Here is a 19,687-nt window from a genome sequence, read left to right as displayed (position 1 = left end):
CGCCGTAAAACGGTTGCCCTGGTGGCGGTTGCGTTGGTGTCCTTCACCTCGGGCTGCACGTCGCTGCAGTCCTCGGCGACCGAGGTCGGAGGCGTACGCAAGACCGACGACCGGTCCGTACGCGACGGCGGGACACTCACCGTCGCTCTCAACTCCGACCCGGACAAACTCGATCCCACGCTCGCGCAGACCCTGGTGGGCCGCACGGTCTTCGCGGGCATGTGCGAGAAGCTCTACGACATCGACGAGGACGGCACCGTCGTGCCGCAGCTCGCCGCGTCGCTCCCGGCCGTCTCGGACGACGGCCGCACGGTCACCCTCACGGTGCGTCCCGGGCTGAAGTTCAGCGACGGGACCCCTCTGGACGCACAGGCGGTCGTCACCTCACTGCTGCGTCACCGGGACCTTCCCGGATCCGCACGCGGCACCGAACTGGCCCCGGTCCGCAAGGCCGAGGCCGTCGGCCCCCTCACGGTCCGTATGACCCTCGATCACGCCTACGTCCCGCTCACCGGCGTACTCGCCGACCGGGCGGGGATGGTGATGTCACCGGCGGCGCTCGAGAAGTACGGCAAGAACTTCACCAACCACCCCTCCTGCGTGGGGCCCTTCCGTTTCGTCGAACGCGTGGGCGGCGACCGGATCGTCCTCGAGAAGGACCCGAACTACTACGACGCCGACCGGGTCCACCTCGACGGTGTGGTCTACAAGCCCATACCCGACGGAAACGTCAGGCTCGCCAACCTGCGCTCCGGTGACCTCCAGGTCGGCGACCAGATGGGGCCCGTCGACGTACGGAGCGCCCTGACGGAACCGGAACTCCAGCTGTTCAACTCGCCCTCGCTCGGTTACCAGGGCATCGGTCTCAACGTCGGCAACGTCAAGGGCCTCGGACAGAAGCCGGGGAAGATCGACACCCCGATCGCCCGCGACGTCCGCGTCCGTGAGGCCTTCGAGCTCGCCATCGACCGCGATCTGATCAACGAGGTCGTCTTCCAGGGCATGTACGAGCCGGCCTGCGGGCCCATCTCCCCGCAGTCGGCCATCGCACCTGGTGTCGAGCCGGAGGACTGCCCCGGGCGTGATGTCGACCGGGCGAAGAAGCTGCTGAAGGAGGCCGGGGTGAAGACCCCGGTGAAGATCGAGCTGAAGACGTCCACGACCCCTGAGCAGGGACGGGTCGGCCAGGTGCTCCAGGCCATGGTCAAGGAGGCGGGCTTCGACCTGTCGTTGCGTCCCACCGAGTACGCCACGATGCTCGCGGAGACCGACGCCGGTGACTACGACGTCTTCACCAGCGGCTGGTCCGGCCGGCTCGACCCGGACGGCAACGTCTCGAACTTCCTCAAGACCGCCGGCGCCATGAACGCCTACGGTCTCGGCGATCCGGAGATCGACAAGCTGATCGCGGAGGGCCGCAGCGTCGCGGACCCCGCGCGGCGCACCGAGATCTACGACGCGCTCACCCGCCGCGTCCAGGCCGCCCACGCGCTGATCTACCTCTACCGGCAGAAGAACTACGTCGTCGCGAGCAAGGACGTCGCCGGCATCCAGGTCTACGGCGACGGACTGGTCCGGCTCAAGAATGCGGGGTACACCCGATGACGAAGTACCTGCTGACGCGCCTGCGTCAGTCCCTCATCACGCTCTTCCTCGTCAGCATCGTCGTCTTCGCAGGCATCCGGGCCCTGCCCGGAGACCCGGCGCTCGCGCTGGCCGGTGAGGAGCGCAGCCCGGAGGCCCTCGCTGCCATCCGCGCGAGTTACGGACTCGACGACAACGTCGTGGTGCAGTACGGGCGTTTCATCGGCCACGCCCTCACCGGCGACCTCGGGAACTCCTCCCGCACCGGCCTCCCCGTCGCCGACGCGATCGGGCAGGCGCTGCCCGTCACCCTCGAACTGGCGGCGCTCTCCCTGCTCCTGGCGATCGTGGTCGGCATCGGCGCCGGAGTGGTCGCCGCCGTACGGCGCGGAAAGCCCGAGGAGTGGCTGGCCAACGCCGTCGCACTCGTCGGCCTCTCCATCCCCACCTTCTGGCTCGGCATCGTGCTCGTACTCGGCTTCGCCATCGCGCTGCCGGTGTTCGCGGCCTCCGGCTACGTCCCCTTCGGCACGGACCCCGTCGACAACCTGCGCCGTATGGTGCTGCCCGCGATCGTGCTCGGCTCCGGCCTCGCCGCCGTCGTGATGCGCCAGACGCGGGCGGCGATGCTCGACTCGCTCTCCGCCGACTACGTGCGTACCGCGCGGGCCAAGGGGCTGTCCCAAGGCTCCGTCGTCGGAGGACACGCGCTGCGCAACTCGCTGGTCACCGTGGTCACCGTGCTCGGTCTCCAGCTCGGACACCTGATATCCGGAGCAGTCGTCACCGAGCAGATCTTCGTCCTGCCCGGCTTCGGCAAGCTCACCATCGACGCCGTCTTCACCCGCGACTACGCGACGCTCCAGGCCGTGGTGCTCTGCACCTCCGCCGCCTACATCCTCATCAACCTGCTGGTCGACGTGGTCTATTCGGTCATCGACCCGCGCATCCGGCTCGGAGGTGCCCGGTGACCACGGCGACCACAGCGATCCCCACCGCTCCCGAAACGAGCAGCCGCAAGGCCGGGGGCGGCAGACTCAGGGCCCTGCGCAGGAACAGGCTCGCTCTCACGGGCGCGATCATCGCCGCCGTCTTCCTCCTGGCCGCCCTGTTCGCCCCGCTCATCGCCCCGTACGACCCCGCGCAGCCGGACTTCCAGAACGTCCTCGCCGAGCCCGGTGCCGCGCACTGGCTGGGTACCGACGACCTGGGCCGCGACCAGCTCTCGCGTATCGTCCACGGCGCCCGCGCGTCCATGCAGGTCGGCCTCCTCGCCGTGGCACTGGCCTTCCTCGTCGGTGTGCCCCTGGGGCTGCTCGCCGGGTACTACGGACGGTTCGCGGACTCGGCCGTGTCCCGCCTCACCGACACCATGCTGGCCTTCCCCTTCCTGGTGCTGGCCGTCGGGCTCGCGGCGATCCTCGGCCCCTCGCTCACCAACGCGACCATCGCCATCGGGATCTCGCAGATCCCCGCCGTCATCCGGATCACCCGGGCGGAGACGCTGCGGCTCAAGCACGTCGACTACGTCGCCGCGGCCGTGGCCAACGGAGGCGGCGACGGCACCGTCCTCTTCCGGCACATCCTGCCCAACGCCACCTCCGCCCTGATCGTCCAGGCGACCGTGGGCATCCCCGCCGCGATCATCGGCGAGGCCCTGCTCAGCTTCCTCGGCCTCGGCGTCCAGCCGCCGGACCCCTCGCTCGGCGTGATGCTCTCGGGAGCCCAGTCCTTCCTGGCGCCCGCACCCTGGCTGGCCGTCTTCCCGGGCCTCGCGATCGTCGCGGCGACGCTGGCCTTCAATCTGCTCGGCGACGGGCTGCGTGACGTCCTGGACCCCCGAGGAGGGACCCGATGACCGAGACCGTTCTCGAACCCGCCCGGAAGGCGGCGGCCGAACCCGTGCTCAGCGTGCGGGACCTGTCGGTGTCCTTCCGCTCCGACACCCGCACCGTGCACGCCGTCGACGGCGTCTCCTACGACCTGGCGCCCGGTGAGGTCCTCGCCGTGGTCGGGGAGTCCGGCTGCGGGAAGTCCGTCACCTCGATGGCCGCCATGGGCCTTCTCCCGCCGACCGCCCGGATCGGCGGCTCGATCAGGCTCTCCGGGCGCGAGCTGGTGGGCGCGACGGAGAAGGAGCTCCGGCACGTCCGCGGCAAGGACATCGCGATGATCTTCCAGGAGCCGATGACCTCGCTGAACCCGGTCCTCACCATCGGCCGACAGATCGGCGAAGTGCTGCGCAGGCACCAGGGGCTGAGCCGGAAGGAGGCCAGGGCGCGCGCCGTCGAACTCCTCGAACTCGTGGGGATCCCCGCACCCGCCCGCCGCATCGACGAGTACCCGCACCAGCTCTCCGGCGGGATGCGGCAGCGCGTGATGATCGCCATCGCCGTCGCCTGCGACCCCGCCGTCCTCATCGCCGACGAACCGACGACCGCCCTGGACGTCACCGTGCAAGGCCGGCATCCTCGAAGTGCTCCAGTCCCTGCGTGAGCGCCTGGGCACCGCCATCGTCCTGGTCACCCACGACCTCGGGGTCGTCGCCGACGCGGCCGACCGGGTGCTCGTGATGTACGCCGGCCGTGCCGTCGAACAGGCCCCGGTGCACGAACTGTTCGCCTTCGGCCGCCACCCGTACACCCGTGGTCTGCTCGGTGCCGTGCTACGGCCCGGCGGCGAGGGGAAGCGGCGGCTGCCCGAGATCCCGGGACTTGTCCCCAGCCTGGACAGCCAACCCGACGCGTGCACCTTCGCGCCCCGCTGCTCGCGCGCGGACGACACCTGTACGACCAGCCGCCCCGGCTTCCGGGCCGCCGGCCCACGGGCCGGGGCCGACGCCCCGCACCGGACCGCCTGCTGGCACCCGTACGAGGAGACCGCCCCCGGGTCCGCCGGCGCACCCGCAGGCCCCGTCGGCACGCCCGCAGGAGATCTCGAAGCGCGACCCGACCAGGAGGCCGGAAAGTGACCACAGCACAGGCCGTTCCCGCCCCGCGTGACGCCGACGGCACGCACCCCCCGGTGCTGCGGATCAGCGCCCTGGAACGGCACTTCGGCGCGTCCGGTGGCGGCACCGTCCGGGCCGTCGACGGCGTCTCGATCACGATCGCACGCGGCGAGGTCGTCGGTCTCGTCGGTGAGTCCGGCAGCGGCAAGTCGACCGTCGGCCGCTGTGCCGTGCGCCTGGACGAGCCCACCGCCGGCACCGTCCACATCAACGGCACCGACGTCAGCCACCTCTCCCGGCGCGCGCTGCGCCCGCTGCGCAAGGACTTCCACCTGGTCTTCCAGGACCCCTCGTCCTCGCTCGACCCCCGGATGACCGTCGGCCAGATCATCGCCGAACCCATCCGGCTGCACCGCCACGCCCGCGGAGAAGCCGTACGGCACCGGGTCGAGCAGCTGCTCGGGCAGGTCGGGCTGCGTCCCGAGCACGCCGACCGGCACCCGCACGAGCTGTCCGGCGGGCAGCGCCAGCGCATCTCGATCGCCCGCGCCCTGTCCTGCGACCCCGACCTGGTCGTCGCCGACGAGCCGACGTCGGCGCTCGACGTCTCGGTCCAGGCCTCCGTCCTCAACCTCCTGGCCGACCTCCAGCGCGACCGCGGCTTCGGCTGCCTCTTCATCACCCACGACCTCGCCGCCGTCGAATTCCTCGCCGACCGGATCGCCGTGATGTATCTCGGCCAGATCGTCGAACAGGCCCCGACCGCCGACCTGTTCGCCGATCCCAAGCACCCCTACACCCAGGCGCTGCTCTCCGCCGCGCCGGTCCCCGACCCCGTCGTCCAGCGCTCCCGTGAGCGCATCGTGCTGCACGGCGAACTGCCCAGCCCTCTCGACCCCCCGTCCGGCTGCCGCTTCCACACCCGGTGTCCGCTCGCCGTCGAACGGTGCCGGACCGAGGTTCCCGCACTGCGCGACGTCCCCGGCGCACGCCAGGTCTCCTGCCATCTGGTGACCGACGACGGCACCGCCCCGGACGCCGCCGCCTGACCGCCCCGCCGGAGCCCCGCCTCCCGTACGTACGATCCGCAACAGAACCCAGCACGCCGCAGCAAGGAGCCGTTCCCGTGTTCACCACCCGCCCCACCCTCCAGGGCACCTTCGGCATGGTGTCCTCCACCCACTGGCTCGCCTCGCAGTCCGCGATGGCCGTCCTGGAGGACGGCGGCAACGCCTACGACGCGGCCGTCGCCGCCGGATTCGTCCTGCACGTCGTCGAGCCCCACCTCAACGGCCCGGCCGGCGAGGTCCCGATGATCCTCGCGCCCGCGGACGGCGAGGTGCGGGTCCTGTGCGGCCAGGGCCCCGCCCCCGCGGGTGCGTGCGCCGCGCACTACCGCTCGCTCGGCCTGGACCTGGTACCCGGCACGGGGCCGCTCGCCGCCGCGGTCCCGGGCGCCTTCGACGCCTGGATGCTGCTGCTGCGCGACCACGGGACGAAGACCCTCGCCCAGGTGCTCCGGTACGCGATCGGATACGCCGAGGACGGCCACGCCCCTGTCGAGCGCGTCGGTGAGACCGTCGAGACCGTCCGCGAACTCTTCGAGACCGAGTGGCCGACCTCCGCCGAGGTCTACCTCCCGGGCGGAAAGGCCCCCGAGCCCGGCACGCTGTTCCGCAACCCCGCCCTCGCCGCGACCTGGCGCCGCCTGACGGCCGAGGCCGAGGCCGCGGGCGGCGACGACCGCGTCGCGCAGATCGACGCGGCCCGCGCCGTCTGGCGCGGCGGTTTCATAGCCGAGGCGCTGGTCCGCCAGGCCGCCGTCCCCACCATGGACACCAGCGGAACCCGGCACACCGGTACCCTCACCGCCGCCGACCTCGCGGACTGGTCCGCGACGTACGAGGCACCCGCCACCTACGAGTGGAACGGCTGGACGCTCGCCAAGGCGGCCGGCTGGAGCCAGGGCCCCGCCTTCCTCCAGCAGCTCGCCCTGCTCCCCGCCGAGCTCCCCGCGTACGGCTCGGCCGACTACGTCCACCTGCTCATCGAGGGCTGCAAACTGGCGATGGCCGACCGTGAGGCCTGGTACGGCGACGCCCACGACGTCCCCCTGGACACGCTGCTCTCCGGGCCGTACAACGACGAGCGCCGCGCCCTGATCGAGGACACGGCCTCCCTGGAACTGCGCCCGGGCAGCCCCGACGGCCGGACTCCGCTCCTCAGCGCGCACGCCCACGCGGTCGCGGCCGGTGAGGCGGGCTTCGACGCCATGGGCATACCGGCGGCGGGAGCGGGCGAGCCGACCGTGGCCAAGGACGGCGCGACGCGAGGTGACACCTGCCACCTCGACATCGTCGACCGCTGGGGCAACATGGTCGCCGCCACGCCCAGCGGCGGCTGGCTCCAGTCCAACCCGGTCGTGCCCGAACTGGGCTTCCCGCTCGGCACCCGGCTGCAGATGGCCTGGCTCGACGAGGGCCTGCCGAACACGCTGACCCCGGGGCGCCGTCCGCGCACCACGCTCACCCCGTCGCTCGCCCTGCGTGACGGCGTTCCCGTCATGGCCTTCGGCACGCCGGGCGGAGACCAGCAGGACCAGTGGCAGCTGCACTTCTTCCTCGCCGTGGCGCTGCGTGGCCGGGTGCGTGGCGGCCTGGACCTCCAGGGCGCGATCGACGCCCCGAACTGGCACAACGACAGCTTTCCCGGCTCCTTCTTCCCGCGCGGGATGCGCCCCGGCAGCGTCACGGTGGAGGAACGCATGGACCCCGAGGTCGTCGGGGAACTGCGCCGCCGCGGCCACGACGTCACGGTCGGCGACCCGTGGTCCGAGGGCCGGATGTGCGCGGTCGCCAGGGACCCGGAGACCGGCCTGCTGTCCGCCGCCGCCAATCCGCGCGGCATGCAGGGATACGCGGTCGGCCGCTGACGCCTGCCCGCAGCGTCCCCGGCGGACCGTGCTTAGCTGGAGTCATGATCGATGACTTTCTGTACGGGACCGCCGGGGACACCGGGCCGGCCGAAGTGGAAGCGGCGGTCCGTGCGGCCGCCGCCGCCGAGATCCTGCCGCGCTACCGGCAGCTGGCCGCGCACGAGATCGTCGAGAAGAGCGGCCCGCACGACCTCGTGACCGCGGCCGACCGGCTTGCCGAGGAGCACCTCGCCGAGTCCCTGACACGGATCCTGCCCGGTTCCGTCGTCGTCGGCGAGGAGGCCGTCCACGCGGACCCCACGGTCCTCGACGCGCTCGGCGGCGACGCCCCCGTGTGGATCGTCGACCCGGTCGACGGCACCCGCCAGTTCGTCCACGGCGAACCCGGCTTCTGCACCCTGGTGGCTCTCGCGCTCCAGGGCGAGGTGTACGCGTCGTGGACGTACGCACCCGTGCTCGACGAACTGGCCGTCGCCGTCAAGGGCAGGGGGGCGACGCTCAACGGCACCCCCGTGCACAGCGGTTCGCCCGCCCCCGGCGCCGTGCTCAAGGTGGCCATGTCCCACCCCGACTACACGTCCGACGCCCAGAAGCGCGCTCTGCTCGGCCTGAACACCGAGGGCATCGACGCCCGCTCCTGCGGGTCGGCCGGGCTGGAGTACCTCGCCGTCGCGTGCGGTGCGCAGGACGCCGTCGCCTTCAACTGGGAGTTCGCCTGGGACCACGCGGCGGGGCTGCTCCTGGTCACCGAGGCCGGCGGCACCCAGTCGACGCTCTCCGGCGCCCCGTTCCGCATCACCGGCGGCAACGATCTGCCGTTCACCGCGGCCAGGGACGAGGCGACGGCGGCGCGCATCCTCTACGCGCTGCGGACCGGTCGGCAGGCCTAGGCGGTTGCGTCCGGGGCACCGGGCGGACCGGGCGAGCCCGCTTCCGGTGGCGCGGACCCGGCCCGGAGTCAGGGAATCCGCCCGGCGGACTCTCCGTGCGCCGCAGGGGGCGCGGGCCCGCATGCGCCGCGGGGCTTCGTAGGCCCCCTCCGCCGGGTGGCAGCCCTTCCTCAGCCGGCCTGGGCCCGGGGCCCCTCGTCCAGTACCTCCCGTACGTCGCGGACCAGACCGGCCGCCGTCTCCACCGCCGCCGCGTCCAGGCCGCGCAGCGCCTTCGACACCCGGTCCGCGAAGTCCGCCGGAGTGTCAGGCAGCGCCGCGGCGGCTGCGAGGGCGCCCTTCTCGTTGAGGCACCAGACACGGTGGTGGGCGTGCAGGGACTGGGCGAGCACGCCGAAGGCCTTCGACAGGCACAGCGCGACGTGGAGGGTGTCCCCGGCCGGGGCCGACTTCCGGGCGGCGGCCACGGAGAAGTCCGCCTCCCACGCCGCCTCTGTCAGCGCCCGGCGCAGCGGTTCGGGATAGACACGCGCGGCCTTCTGAAGGACCGTCAGCCTGCCGTCCGGGTCGGCGAGCACCTTGCCGAGGGCGACCTCGCCCACGTAACAGGGAGACCAGAAACCCAGCGGGTGTCCGGCCTGCGTCCCCACCTCGTAGCGGCCGTCCCGGCAGTCCGACCAGACGGACTCCACCCGGTCCAGATCGCGCAGGATCCAGTCGACGGCCACGCCGTCCACCGTCAGCCAGGCACCCCCGTTCACCCAGGGACCCCAGCCCCCGGGTGCCGCCACCTCCACCGGCGTGCCCTGGAACTCCGAGGCCAGAGAGGCCAGGGCGGCGGCATCGGGCGTGCCCCGGTAGTAGACGCCCAGATCCCAGTCGGAATCGGGTCTGTGGGTGCCACGGGCCCGGCTGCCGCCCAGGGCCACGGCCTCGATCCCCGGCACTCGTACGAGGCGGGCGGCCATGCCGGCGACAGAGGGGGAGGTTGCGCAGGTGTCGTCCATCGGACGGGACGCTACCCGAGGACCCGTTGTCGGTGCCCCGGAATATCCTGGAGCCCTGGCCGTCGGCTGACAAAGGAGTCCGCAGGTGCCATCGATGCTGGATGCCGTCGTCGTGGGGGCGGGCCCGAACGGGCTGACGGCCGCGGTCGAGCTGGCCCGTCGCGGCTTCGCCGTAGAGGTGTTCGAGGCGGCGGAGACCGTGGGCGGTGGCGCCCGTACGGAGGAGCTGACGCTGCCCGGGTTCCGCCACGACCCGTGCTCCGCCGTGCATCCCCTGGGCATAGGCTCGCCGGCCTTCAACGCGATGCCGCTGGCCCGGCACGGTCTCGAATGGCTCCAGGCGCCGCTCTCGCTCGCCCACCCCTTCCCCGACGGCTCGGCCGCGGTGCTCACCCGTTCCGTGGGGGAGAGCGCCATGTCGCTGGGCCCCGAGGACGCCGGCGCCTACCGCAGACTCGTCGCGCCCTACCTCGCTCACTGGGACACCCTCGCAGAGGACTTCCTGCGCACCCCGTGGGACGGCCTGCCCCGCGACCCGTACCGCTGGGCGCGCTTCGGGCTGGACGCGGTCCAGCCCGCAGCGCTGCTCTCCCGGCGATTCCGGGGGGAGAGGGCGCGCGGTCTGATCGCGGGCCTGGCCGGGCACGCCATCGCGCCCAGCGGCGGCCTCGCGACCGCCGGGATCGCCCTGCTCTTCGCCCTCGCGGCGCACGAGAACGGCTGGCCCGTCCCGCGCGGAGGATCGCAGGCGATCTCCGACGCGCTCGCGGCCTTCCTCCGTGAACAGGGCGGCATCGTCCGCACGGGCGTCGAGGTCAAGCGCCTGGACGAACTCCCGCCCGCCCGCGCCTATGTCTTCGACACCTCACCGACCGCGCTCGCCCGGATCGCCGGACTGGGCGGGGCCTACGACCACTACCGCTACGGCCCCTCCTGCTTCAAGATCGACTACGCCTTGTCGGGCCCCGTGCCCTGGACGGCCGAGGAGGCCCGGCGGGCCGGCACGGTCCATGTCGGCCCCACGGCCCGCGAGATCGACGCCGCCCTGCGTGCCGCGGTCGAGGGCCGCGACCCGGCTGTCCCCTTCCTGATCACCGCTCAGCCCAGCCTCGTCGACCCGACCCGCGCCCCGGAGGGGCGTCACGTCTTCTGGGTGTACGGGCACGTCCCGGCCGGCTGGAAGGGCGATGCCACCGACGTGATCGAGCGTCAACTGGAGCGGTTCGCACCAGGGTTCCGTGACCTGGTGCTGGCCCGCGCGGTAGCCGGGCCGCCCCGGCTCGCTGTGCGCAACGCCAACTACGTCGACGGCGACATCGCCACCGGGGCGTTCGCGGGCCTCCAGACGGTGATCCGGCCCAAGCTCGCGCGCGTTCCGTACGCCACCGCGCACCCCGCGGTCTTCCTCTGCTCGTCGGCCACCCCGCCCGGACCCGGCGTCCACGGCATGTCGGGGCACCACGCGGCGAAGGCGGTGTGGCGTCGGCTGAGGGCCGCGTGAGGAACGGGCACGGCCTGTCCCCCTCGGCAACCGGACATCGTCCCGCGACGGCCCGCACGCGTGGCGAGCGGCTCGGCCCGTTGCCGCCATACCGCCGTACGCCCGCCCAGGACCCGGGCGGCTGTACGCCCCGGAACCGGACGGCTGCGCCTGACAGGCGCATCGTCCCAGGGTGGCCCGCGCGGACGGTACGACAGCGGGGCCCCGGAGATTACCTCAGCGGTAATCGACCCCCGGCGGCGCCTGCGGCAGGCTGCGGTACGCAGGGCGGGGCGGGGCGGCACGCGGCCGATGGGCCGCCGCCCGGCCGCGCCACCAGCGCCGTACCGACGAGAGGACACCGCCGTGACCATCCACCAGGACGCCGTCGAGCGCTACTTCACCGCCTGGAACGCCGCCACCCCTGAGGACCTGGCCAAGGCTGTCGCCTCGGCGTTCACGGAGGACGGCACCTACACCGACCCGCTGGGTGAGGCGAAGGGCCACGACGGGATCGCGGCGGCCATCGCCGGCGCCCACCAGCAGTTCCCCGGGTTCGAGTTCCGGCTCACCGGTACTCCGGACGCGCACCACGACCTCGTCCGCTTCACCTGGGACCTGGTCTCCACCGCCGACGGGTCCGCTCCGGCCGCCGGTTTCGACGTGATCACGCTCGCCGACGACGGCCGCATCACCCGCGTCGCCGGCTTCCTGGACCGGTTCCCGGAGGCGTGACCGCTCCGCTCAGCCCGCGGTCCGCAGCACGGCGGCCGTCTCCGGGTCCGCCGGAAGGAACGTCTCGACCGCGAGCTCGGAGACGGTCACGTCCATCGGGGTGTTGAACGTGGTCGCGGTCGAGATGAACGACAGCACACACCCGCCCGCCTCGATGCGGAGCGGCAGCGCGTAAGGGGGAGGGGTCGGGCCGTGCCCGACCGCGCGCTCGTCCGGAGCGGCGTGCGTGGTGCCGGCCGGCGCCGGATAAGCGGCGACCTCCTCGTACAGGCCGCGCAGCGCGTCCGAGGAACGCAGCGCTGCCTGCCGCTCCATCCGCTCCAGCAGGTGCCCGCGCCACTCCGCGAGGTTCTGGATCCGAGGGGCCAGGCCCTGCGGATGCAGCGTCAGTCGCATGGCGTTCATCGGGGGTTCCAGCAGATGACCGGCGACCCCGTCGAGAAGCAGCCGCACGCCCTTGTTCGCGGTCACCACGTCGTACATGCCGTTCATCACCAGGGCCGGGAACGGTTCGTAGGCGGCCAGCAACTGCTCCAGGCCGGTCCGCAACGTGGTCATCGCCGGCGCGGTCAGCGAGGTCTCGGGATAGGAGGGAGCGTAACCCGCAGCCATGAGAAGCGAGTTGCGGTCCCTCACGGGGACGTCGAGGTGCTCGGCGAGATGCAGCACCATCGACCGGCTCGGGGTCGAACGGCCCGTTTCGATGAAGCTGATGTGGCGCGCGGAACTGTCGGCCTTCAGCGCCAGTTCGAGCTGGGTGACCCCGCGCAGCTTGCGCCAGCCGCGCAGCAGGCTCCCCACGTTCACGTCATCGACCGTCCTGGCCATGGCAGTCGTCATGGCCAGGACGGTATCCGATCCGGACGCGGCCGCCTCACGGAGGCCGGAGGGCGGTGGGCGTTCGCGCATGTCGACGGGCCTGCCCGCCCACACTCCTTTCCGCCGCCGGAATGGTGCGGCTGGTGCTGCTCCGCGCACGTTCCGGTGGGCTTGCGGAAGGCGAGTACGGAGGCGACGGGTCGGCCCGTCAGGTGAACGAGAAGCGCGCCGCGGCTTCGGCAGGCGTGGCTCCTTGCCGGCGCCCGGGGACGTCGTGAACGGCGTGTGCGCCCTCGGAGCGCAGTTGGCCGGCCCCAGCATGCCGGGCCATGTCCGCGGCGAAGGCGTGGAGGTCGGCGGTGGTGAGCGGAGGAAGCCGGGGGTCGGCGGCCACTCCGGCCGCGCGTCGAACAACATCACCACCGAGTCGCCGATTCGTACCTCCGCATGCTCGACGCTTCCATTCTCACCGGTGAGACGAGCGAGCTCCTCCGCGTCGAAGGCCCTCTTCATGTAGGCGATGAGCTGCGCCGTGTCGCGAGAGATGATCTACGGCGTCACGGTGGTGTAGCCCTGGGGAACCGGCTTGACGGACATCTGACTGCCTCCTGGAGCGCGAACCACAACGTGGTGAAGACGCTAAGTCCGATACAGGTCAGTTCCAGTCCTATGTGGGCGCGAATGGCATCGTGACCAAGGCGCGCTGAGGCGGAACCCTGCGAGACGGGTCAGTCAGACATAGGACGTGATCACTAGTACTCCGGCTGTAGTTCCTGATCACTGTTGCGGAGCGACCTGTCGTTGCCGCCGCCCGTCGTCGATCGTGGGTGGTCTCATCTGTGCCGCTGCGCCGGGCGGACTGGAAGGCTGAGCTCATGGCTTCGAGCATGGTCGTCCAGTACACCGAGTATCTGCGGACTGGTACGGGCGCCCCGACAGAGCGATCTCGATGTGGGTGCCGTCGCAGCTGCCGAAAAGCAAGTTCGGCTGCTGCGCCGTTCGAATCCTTGGGCGCGCGCTTGCCGCCTTCCGGAGTGGTGATCAAGTGCTGTCCATTCTCAGGTTCTGGCTCAGGTTGTGTGATCCGTTCACTGTGGGTGACCTCTGAACTCTCGGCTCTGCCAAGGGAAGTTGCCCAAAAACGATCACTGGCAAGAGTGACTGGGCCAACAGTTCGGGGCTGTGAACGAGATCTTGCTCCGGCTAGAGGAGCTGCTGTTCCCGTCGATCGCGGACATCGCGGTGCTGTCTGTAGACGTGAACATCGCGAAAGTGCGTGTCGATGTGCGGTGCACTGTCGCGGGCGCCTCGTGTCCGGAATGCGGAGCGTGGTCCGCTCAGGTTCACGGCTCCTACCTGCGGTTTCCCGCTGATGTTCCGAGTGCAGGACGAAGCGTCGTACTTCAGCTGCGGGTCCGCCGGTTCACCTGCCGGAACGCCGAGTGCAGACGCCGCACGTTCGTCGAGCAGATACCCGGCCTGACTCGAAGGTACAGCCAGCGGACCGAGCGCCTGCGCTCGACCCTGGCCGCGATCGGTCTGGCTCTCGCGGGCCGGGCCGGCGCCCGACTGGCCGACATCGTGGGTGCACCGGTCAGCCGCAGCACCGTTCTGCGGCTGGTCGACGCGCTTCCCGAGCCGGAGGTGCCCGTTCCGCGGGTGATTGGCGTCGACGAGTACGCCACCCGCAAGGGCCGCCACTACGGCACGGTCCTCGTCGACGTGGAAACCCGCCGACCGATCGACCTGCTGCCCGACCGGGAGTCGTCGAGCCTGGCTGCGTGGCTGGCTCAGCGGCCCGGAATCGAGGTCGTGTGCCGGGACCGTGCGCCGTTCTTCGCCGAGGGCGCCACCGCTGGGGCACCGCAAGCCGTGCAGGTAGCGGACCGGTGGCATCTCTGGCACAACCTCAGCGAGGCCGCCGAGCGGAGCATCGCCCAGCACCGTCAATGCCTGCAAGTCCTGGTCCCCGAGGCACCTGAAACGACCGAGACGGAGCCCGACCCGGCGGAGGAGTCGTCCGGCTCACCGTGGCCGACCGGCCACCGGTTCACCGATCGGACCCGGACCACGCACGCCACGATCCACGCCTTGGTCGAGGCAGGACACAGTCGGCGCGCGATCCAGCGGCAGCTCGGCATGACCAGCCGAACCGTCAAACGGTACGCGGACGCCGCCAAGCCGGAAGACCTCTTCGCCGGTCAGTGGCAGACCCGGACCTCGGTCCTCGACGAGTACAAGACCTACCTCGACGACCGCTGGAACGAAGGCTGCACCAACGCCTGGAAGCTATGGGAGGAGATCGTGCCGCTCGGCTACCAGGGCAGCTACCAGCGCGTTCGCGCCTACCTCCACCAGAAACGCACCTCCCCGCGGCCGGTGACAGCCCGCCCGCCCTCGCCCCGGGCAGTCGCCGGGTGGGTCCTGCGCCGTCCGGAAAACCTCTCCGAGACCGAAAACCTCCATCTGAAGAGCGTCCGGGCCAAATGCCCCGAAATTGACGCACTCACCAGGCACGTCCGGTCCTTCGCGACCATGCTCACCGAGCGCCAGGGCGAGCGCCTGCCGGACTGGCTCGCCGCAGTCAGGCAGGACGACCTCCCAAGCCTCCACACCCTTGCCGCGGGCATCGACCGCGACCGCGATGCCGTCATCGCCGGTCTCACCCTGCCATGGAGCTCAGGCGTCGTAGAAGGACACGTCAATCGGATCAAGATGCTCAAACGGCAGATGTTCGGCTGAGCCGGATTCCAGCTCCTCCGCAAACGCGTCCTCATGTCCTGATCGCCGGCCACCACCGCGCGAGCCGGGAACTCGATGGCGACGGCTCTGGTGGCTGTGGAAAGGTGCTCTCCACAGCTACCGATGAAGAAGACCGAGATGAACCACGACGACGCTCTCCACCAGATCAGCCACATAGCAGGTGAGAGGGCGTTCGGCCGACATGTTGGGTCCGACCGTCTCATCCAGGTTGGGTTGGACGCGCTGATGGCCGGGGTTGAGAGCCCTTCGCTCGCCATGCTGGCCGGCCTCTTGCGGAGCGAAGAACCGGAAGCCCCGGACCTCTTCAACCAGGTGCTAGAGGAACTCGGACTCCAACCGCCCGCCGACCCCCGGGCCGCGAAGTGGGCCACGGCCTACTGGATCGCCCGCCAGATCGTGAACGGATCGCTCGATCCCGCTGCCGGCTCTCATCTGATCTGGGTCGATGTCGCCTATGACCTCGGCTATCCCGACGACCTGCAGCCACTCGTCGCCTGCGCAAGCAATCTGGAGGACTGGGACGAGAGCTGGGGCATTTCCTTCGAGACGCTGAAGGAAGAAGCATTTGAGGCAGCTGAACAACTCCTGAGCAAGCAGGCGCCAGGAGAGCGCAAGGAGTGACTGCCGGGGTTAATTGGCCGTTGACTAACCCTTCTACTCGCCAGCAGTCGTCACACTCCGTGCGTGCTCCACAGAAGTTGAGCCAGAGCCCATTCTCATGAACAGAGCCAGACGGCAGGGTCTTACAGGTTCACCTTCTTCTATTGATCAGAAACGGCTCGGGTTCTCAGCAACAGCAGGGGCCCTCACCGGGGTCGCCTGATCCGCCTCGATGGTCCTGGCCGCCTCGGCTGCTTCCCGGAAGGTGACGACCGCCTCGCCGTTCTCCCGCGCCCATGCGGTGAGCATCCTGATGGGCTCCTCCAGGGTTCGCCCGAGATCGGTCAGGCTGTACTCCACGCGCGGCGGCGCCTCGGCGTACGGGTGCCGCTCGACGAGCCCGTTGGCTTGGAGCCGGCGCAACGTCTGGGTCAGTACCTTGCGCGAAATGCCACCGCTCAGCTCGACCAGCTCGCCGTGGCGCAACGGGCCGTCGGTCAGCGCGAAGAGCGTGACCATGGACCACTTGCTGGCGATGATCTCCATGGCCAGGAGAGCGGGACAGTCGGCGAGGAAGGCGATTCCGGGTCGCAGACTCATGCCCCGAAGGTTACCTGGAGGTACCTGGTGGCCGCCTATCGTCGTCGAGGTGCGCACGCCCCTTATTCGCATCTCGCATGATTGAGGTTTCAGCCATGTCCGTCTCTCTTGCCGTCGTCACCGTGTTCATGTCGGCGCTTCTCCTGGTATCGGCTGGGGCCAAGTCGTTGCGGACGCGGCACATCACCGAGCAGATGTCCACCCTCGGAGTGCCGCCGGGCATGATGGCTTTCCTGATCGGCGCTCAGATCGCGGGCGCGGCCGGTGCGATCGCCGGACTCTGGTGGGGACCCATCGGAATCGCCGCCGCGATCGGCCTGACGCTCTATTTCGCAGGGGCGGTCGCCTTTCACCTGCGCGTAGGCGACCGCAAGGGCGCGTCTCCGGCGGTGGTTCTCACCATGGCCTCCGTCGCCCTGATCGTGCTGCGTGCTGCCACCCTCTGACAGCGGACAGCCGGTCTGACGCCGGCCTTGATCGGGCACAGTGAGGTCGGTCTCCTCCGAGGGCAGCCACCGTTGATCATCGTGAGTTGTGTCGACCAACGAAGATCAGCTGGTGGCCATGGGCCACAGTCCAAGCCTTGCCCGGTGGCAATCCGTATTCGATGGCCTGATGGGCAAGGTGGCGGGCCGGTTCGCCCGGGTGGAACCGCGCCGCCGGGCGAGGGCGTTCGTGCTGGGGCTGCTCGCGGACCTGCCGAGGAAGAACTGCTGGACGATCGCCGAGCACGCCGGTGACGCCAGTCCGGGGCATGCGGCACTTTCTCAGCCGGGCCCGCCGGGATGCCGATGAAGTCCGCTACGACATACGGGACTTCGTAGTTGAGCACCTCGGTGACGAGGACGCCGTACTGGCTGTTGCCGAGGCCGGGGACCTGAAGAAGGGCACCGCGAGCGTCGGGGGCAGCGCCAGTACACCGGAACCGCGGGCCGGATCGAGAACTCCCAGGTCGCCGTATACCTCGTCCACGGCTCCCGCGCGGGCGTCTTCCGGGCCGGTCAACTCGCCTACGGCCTGCCCAAGAAGGCCTGGCAGCGGCTCTCGGCGGGCACCGGCGCCAAGGGTCACCGCTTCTATGACTGGGCCCAGGTCGACATGGCCGGCCCGCCGGTAGCCCCGGTCACCGCCGGCCGCTGGTGCGGCGCAATCGGCGCACCAGCGGTGCGGGGCAAAACCTGCGCAACGGTGAACTCGCGTTCTACCGCTGCCACTCGGCCCACCCGGTTCCACCGGGCGCCCTGGTCAAGGCGGCCGGACGCCGCTGGACGGTGGAGAGGACCGCCCGAGCCGCCGAGGGCCTGGCCGGACTGGACAAGCACCAGGTCCGCGGCTGGGTCTTCTGGCACCGCTGGACCACCCTGGCCATGCCCGCACGCCTTCCTCACCGTCACCGCCGCCATCGAACGGGCCACGACCCCCGCGAACCCCGATCTCGGCTCGCTGACCTGCAATGAGATCCGACGACTGGTCGCATCCCTGCTTGCGCCGGCCCGCGACCTTGCTCACCGCCTGCGCTGGTCTGCAGGGCGCCGCCTGCACCGGGCACGCTCGCGCACCAGCCCCTACCAGCGACAAGCCGCCCAACAGCCATGAAGATCACGATCTGCGGCCGGACTGCTAGAGCGCCTCCGGCCCCCGCTCGCCCGTGCGGACCCGCACGGCCGTCTCCACGGGGACCGCCCACACCTTGCCGTCGCCGATCTTGCCGGTCCGGGCCGCGCGGACCAGCGCGTCGAGCACCGGCTCCGCGTCGGCGTCCTCGACGAGGATCTCTATCCGGATCTTGGGCACCAGGTCCACCCGGTACTCGGCGCCCCGGTAGACCTCGGTGTGGCCGTGCTGGCGGCCGTACCCACTGGCCTCCGTGACCGTCATCCCGTTCACACCGAGCTCCCGCAGCGCGGTCTTCACCTCGTCCAGGCGGTGCGGCTTCACGACGGCGGTGACGAGCTTCATGGGGCGGTACTCCTGTCCTGGGAACGGGCTGTGACGTGGCCGGGGTTCTGCGCGGCGGCGTGACCCAGGCCGCCGTGATCGTAGGCGCTCTCCGCGTGCACCGTCTGGTCCAGTCCGGTGAGCTCCTCCTCCTCGGACGCCCGGACACCCATCAGCCGGTCGATCGCCTTGCCGATCCCGTAGGTCATCAGGAACGTGTACGCGGCCACGGCGAGCACGGCGACGGCCTGACGCAGCAACTGGCCCGTGCCACCCCCGTACAGGAGGCCCTCCGCGCCGCCGGTCATCGTGGCCGTCGCGAACAGCCCGATGAGCAGCGTGCCGACGACGCCGCCCACGAAGTGGACGCCGACCACGTCCAGCGAGTCGTCGTAGTCGAACCGGAACTTCCACGCGACGGCGTACGAGCAGACGACACCCGCCGCGAGTCCGACCACCGCGGCGCCCGTGACGTCGACCGTCCCGCAGGCCGGTGTGATCGCCACCAGGCCCGCGACCACGCCGGACGCCGCGCCGAAAGTGGTGGGATGGCCGTCGCGCCTCTGCTCGACGAAGAGCCAGCCCAGCAGGCCGGTGCATCCCGCGACGAGGGTGTTGAGGACGGAGGCGGCGGCCAGACCGTTGGCGCCGAGCGCGGAGCCGCCGTTGAACCCGAGCCATCCGAACCAGAGCAAGCCGGCGCCGAGCATCACCATCGGAAGGTTGTGCGGTCGCATCGCGTCCTTCTTGAACCCGATGCGCGGTCCGATCACCAGGGCGAGGGCCAGCCCCGACGCCCCGCAGGTGATCTCCACGACGAGGCCGCCGGCGAAGTCCAGGGCGCCGAGCGAGTCCACGATCCACCCGCCGGGTCCCCACACCCAGTGGGCCACGGGAACGTATACGAGCAGGGTCCACACCGGTACGAAGACCAGCCACGCCGCGAACTTCATGCGGTCCGCGACGGCTCCGCTGATCAGTGCCGCGGTGAGGATCGCGAAGGTGAGCTGGAACGTGGTGAACAGCAGGGTGGGCACGCTGCCGGTGAGGTGGTCGGGTCCGATGCCCACCAGGCCGACGTGGTCGAGGCCGCCGACGAGCCCGGCGAACGTGTCGTCGCCGAACGCCAGCGAATAGCCGGCGACCAGCCAGACGACCGTGACGAGCGCGATCGAGACGAAGCTCATCATCAGCATGTTGAGGACGCTCTTCGTGCGGACCATGCCGCCGTAGAACAGGGCCAGTCCCGGAGTCATGAGCAGGACGAGAGCGGTCGCGGCGAGCAGCCAGGCGGTGTCGCCTGTGTCTGGGCCTGCCGAGGCCAGGATCACGGGGGTCAAGAGGGGGTCCTCCTCGGGGCGGCGTGGGGTCCGGGCCCGAAGAGGG

At 70.9% G+C, this 19,687-nt stretch carries 16 protein-coding genes and 2 pseudogenes; 13 read left to right on the top strand and 5 right to left on the bottom strand.

What is annotated here, in order from left to right; genetic code table 11:
• The first annotated feature begins 21 nt into the window (after positions 1-21).
• From ACFYQ6_RS24235 to ACFYQ6_RS24205, 7 genes and pseudogenes are all read left to right on the top strand, one after another.
• Positions 22-1,605, top strand: a complete 1,584-nt coding sequence (locus ACFYQ6_RS24235; RefSeq protein WP_361577392.1) for an ABC transporter substrate-binding protein — start codon at positions 22-24, stop codon at positions 1,603-1,605.
• Positions 1,602-2,555: an ABC transporter permease gene (locus ACFYQ6_RS24230; RefSeq protein WP_361577395.1), complete on the top strand. Its 954-nt coding sequence runs from the start codon at positions 1,602-1,604 to the stop codon at positions 2,553-2,555. The genes ACFYQ6_RS24235 and ACFYQ6_RS24230 overlap by 4 nt, the downstream gene beginning before the upstream one ends.
• A complete protein-coding gene (locus ACFYQ6_RS24225) occupies positions 2,552-3,442 on the top strand; it encodes an ABC transporter permease (RefSeq protein WP_388764849.1) in 891 nt (296 codons plus the stop codon). Before ACFYQ6_RS24230 ends, ACFYQ6_RS24225 begins: the two co-directional genes overlap by 4 nt.
• Positions 3,439-4,555 (top strand): annotated as a pseudogene (locus ACFYQ6_RS24220) (ABC transporter ATP-binding protein). Before ACFYQ6_RS24225 ends, ACFYQ6_RS24220 begins: the two are co-directional and overlap by 4 nt.
• On the top strand, positions 4,552-5,583 hold the full coding sequence (locus tag ACFYQ6_RS24215) for an ABC transporter ATP-binding protein (protein WP_388764847.1): 1,032 nt from the start codon (positions 4,552-4,554) through the stop codon (positions 5,581-5,583). Before ACFYQ6_RS24220 ends, ACFYQ6_RS24215 begins: the two are co-directional and overlap by 4 nt.
• A gap of 77 nt (positions 5,584-5,660) precedes the next feature.
• The gene (locus ACFYQ6_RS24210) at positions 5,661-7,466 is read left to right on the top strand and encodes a gamma-glutamyltransferase family protein (RefSeq protein WP_388764845.1); all 1,806 of its coding nucleotides are present in this window, start codon (positions 5,661-5,663) and stop codon (positions 7,464-7,466) included.
• A 44-nt stretch (positions 7,467-7,510) separates the two neighbouring features.
• On the top strand, positions 7,511-8,359 hold the full coding sequence (locus ACFYQ6_RS24205; RefSeq protein WP_361577404.1) for an inositol monophosphatase family protein: 849 nt from the start codon (positions 7,511-7,513) through the stop codon (positions 8,357-8,359).
• A gap of 170 nt (positions 8,360-8,529) precedes the next feature.
• Here ACFYQ6_RS24205 and ACFYQ6_RS24200 read toward each other — a convergent pair whose 3' ends face one another.
• Positions 8,530-9,366 (bottom strand): nucleotidyltransferase domain-containing protein, encoded by an 837-nt coding sequence (locus ACFYQ6_RS24200; RefSeq protein ID WP_361577407.1) that lies wholly within the window; start codon positions 9,364-9,366, stop codon positions 8,530-8,532.
• An 85-nt stretch (positions 9,367-9,451) separates the two neighbouring features.
• Between ACFYQ6_RS24200 and ACFYQ6_RS24195 the strand changes: the two genes are divergently transcribed.
• Both ACFYQ6_RS24195 and ACFYQ6_RS24190 read left to right on the top strand, forming a co-directional pair.
• Positions 9,452-10,867 (top strand): phytoene desaturase family protein, encoded by a 1,416-nt coding sequence (locus tag ACFYQ6_RS24195; RefSeq protein ID WP_388764841.1) that lies wholly within the window; start codon positions 9,452-9,454, stop codon positions 10,865-10,867.
• A 345-nt stretch (positions 10,868-11,212) separates the two neighbouring features.
• Positions 11,213-11,581, top strand: coding sequence for a nuclear transport factor 2 family protein (locus tag ACFYQ6_RS24190; RefSeq protein ID WP_388764838.1), 369 nt, complete (start codon positions 11,213-11,215; stop codon positions 11,579-11,581).
• Positions 11,582-11,590: 9 nt separating this feature from the next.
• Here ACFYQ6_RS24190 and ACFYQ6_RS24185 read toward each other — a convergent pair whose 3' ends face one another.
• Positions 11,591-12,409 carry a helix-turn-helix transcriptional regulator gene (locus ACFYQ6_RS24185; RefSeq protein WP_361577953.1) on the bottom strand — a complete coding sequence of 273 codons (819 nt, stop codon included), beginning with the start codon at positions 12,407-12,409 and terminating at the stop codon, positions 11,591-11,593.
• 1,173 nt (positions 12,410-13,582) lie between these two features.
• On the opposite strand from ACFYQ6_RS24185, the gene ACFYQ6_RS24180 reads away from it, so the two are divergent.
• Complete coding sequence (locus tag ACFYQ6_RS24180; RefSeq protein WP_388764837.1) at positions 13,583-15,142, top strand: ISL3 family transposase; 1,560 nt, start codon at positions 13,583-13,585, stop codon at positions 15,140-15,142.
• A 123-nt stretch (positions 15,143-15,265) separates the two neighbouring features.
• Positions 15,266-15,784: a hypothetical protein gene (locus ACFYQ6_RS24175; protein WP_388764835.1), complete on the top strand. Its 519-nt coding sequence runs from the start codon at positions 15,266-15,268 to the stop codon at positions 15,782-15,784.
• Positions 15,785-15,931: 147 nt separating this feature from the next.
• On the opposite strand, the gene ACFYQ6_RS24170 is transcribed toward ACFYQ6_RS24175, so the two are convergent.
• The gene (locus ACFYQ6_RS24170; RefSeq protein ID WP_388764834.1) at positions 15,932-16,363 is read right to left on the bottom strand and encodes a winged helix-turn-helix transcriptional regulator; all 432 of its coding nucleotides are present in this window, start codon (positions 16,361-16,363) and stop codon (positions 15,932-15,934) included.
• Between the two features lie 95 nt (positions 16,364-16,458).
• Here ACFYQ6_RS24170 and ACFYQ6_RS24165 point away from each other — a divergent pair, with 95 nt between their 5' ends.
• Positions 16,459-16,809 carry a DoxX family protein gene (locus tag ACFYQ6_RS24165; RefSeq protein ID WP_388764832.1) on the top strand — a complete coding sequence of 117 codons (351 nt, stop codon included), beginning with the start codon at positions 16,459-16,461 and terminating at the stop codon, positions 16,807-16,809.
• A gap of 169 nt (positions 16,810-16,978) precedes the next feature.
• Positions 16,979-17,830: pseudogene (locus tag ACFYQ6_RS24160) on the top strand (IS701 family transposase); the annotation flags it as partial.
• A 153-nt stretch (positions 17,831-17,983) separates the two neighbouring features.
• Here the strand turns inward: ACFYQ6_RS24160 and ACFYQ6_RS24155 are convergent.
• Entirely contained in the window at positions 17,984-18,322 is a 339-nt protein-coding gene (locus ACFYQ6_RS24155) for a P-II family nitrogen regulator (RefSeq protein ID WP_361577416.1), read from the bottom strand.
• Entirely contained in the window at positions 18,319-19,641 is a 1,323-nt protein-coding gene (locus ACFYQ6_RS24150; RefSeq protein WP_361577419.1) for an ammonium transporter, read from the bottom strand. The genes ACFYQ6_RS24155 and ACFYQ6_RS24150 overlap by 4 nt, the downstream gene beginning before the upstream one ends.
• Positions 19,642-19,687 lie beyond the last annotated feature (46 nt).

The organism is Streptomyces sp. NPDC005494 (assembly GCF_042872025.1).
Lineage (GTDB): Bacteria > Actinomycetota > Actinomycetes > Streptomycetales > Streptomycetaceae > Streptomyces.
This window is presented reverse-complemented; position numbering and strand designations above follow the sequence as displayed.

Bases quoted from the DNA above. Each gene is read 5' to 3' on its own strand.
- ACFYQ6_RS24230 (WP_361577395.1), top strand. From the start codon at position 1,602: ATGACGAAGTACCTGCTGACGCGCCTGCGTCAGTCCCTCATCACGCTC.
- ACFYQ6_RS24165 (WP_388764832.1), top strand. From the start codon at position 16,459: ATGTCCGTCTCTCTTGCCGTCGTCACCGTGTTCATGTCGGCGCTTCTC.
- ACFYQ6_RS24170 (WP_388764834.1), bottom strand. From the start codon at position 16,363: ATGAGTCTGCGACCCGGAATCGCCTTCCTCGCCGACTGTCCCGCTCTC.
- ACFYQ6_RS24185 (WP_361577953.1), bottom strand. From the start codon at position 12,409: ATGGCCAGGACGGTCGATGACGTGAACGTGGGGAGCCTGCTGCGCGGC.
- ACFYQ6_RS24205 (WP_361577404.1), top strand. From the start codon at position 7,511: ATGATCGATGACTTTCTGTACGGGACCGCCGGGGACACCGGGCCGGCC.
- ACFYQ6_RS24200 (WP_361577407.1), bottom strand. From the start codon at position 9,366: ATGGACGACACCTGCGCAACCTCCCCCTCTGTCGCCGGCATGGCCGCC.
- ACFYQ6_RS24175 (WP_388764835.1), top strand. From the start codon at position 15,266: ATGAAGAAGACCGAGATGAACCACGACGACGCTCTCCACCAGATCAGC.
- ACFYQ6_RS24155 (WP_361577416.1), bottom strand. From the start codon at position 18,322: ATGAAGCTCGTCACCGCCGTCGTGAAGCCGCACCGCCTGGACGAGGTG.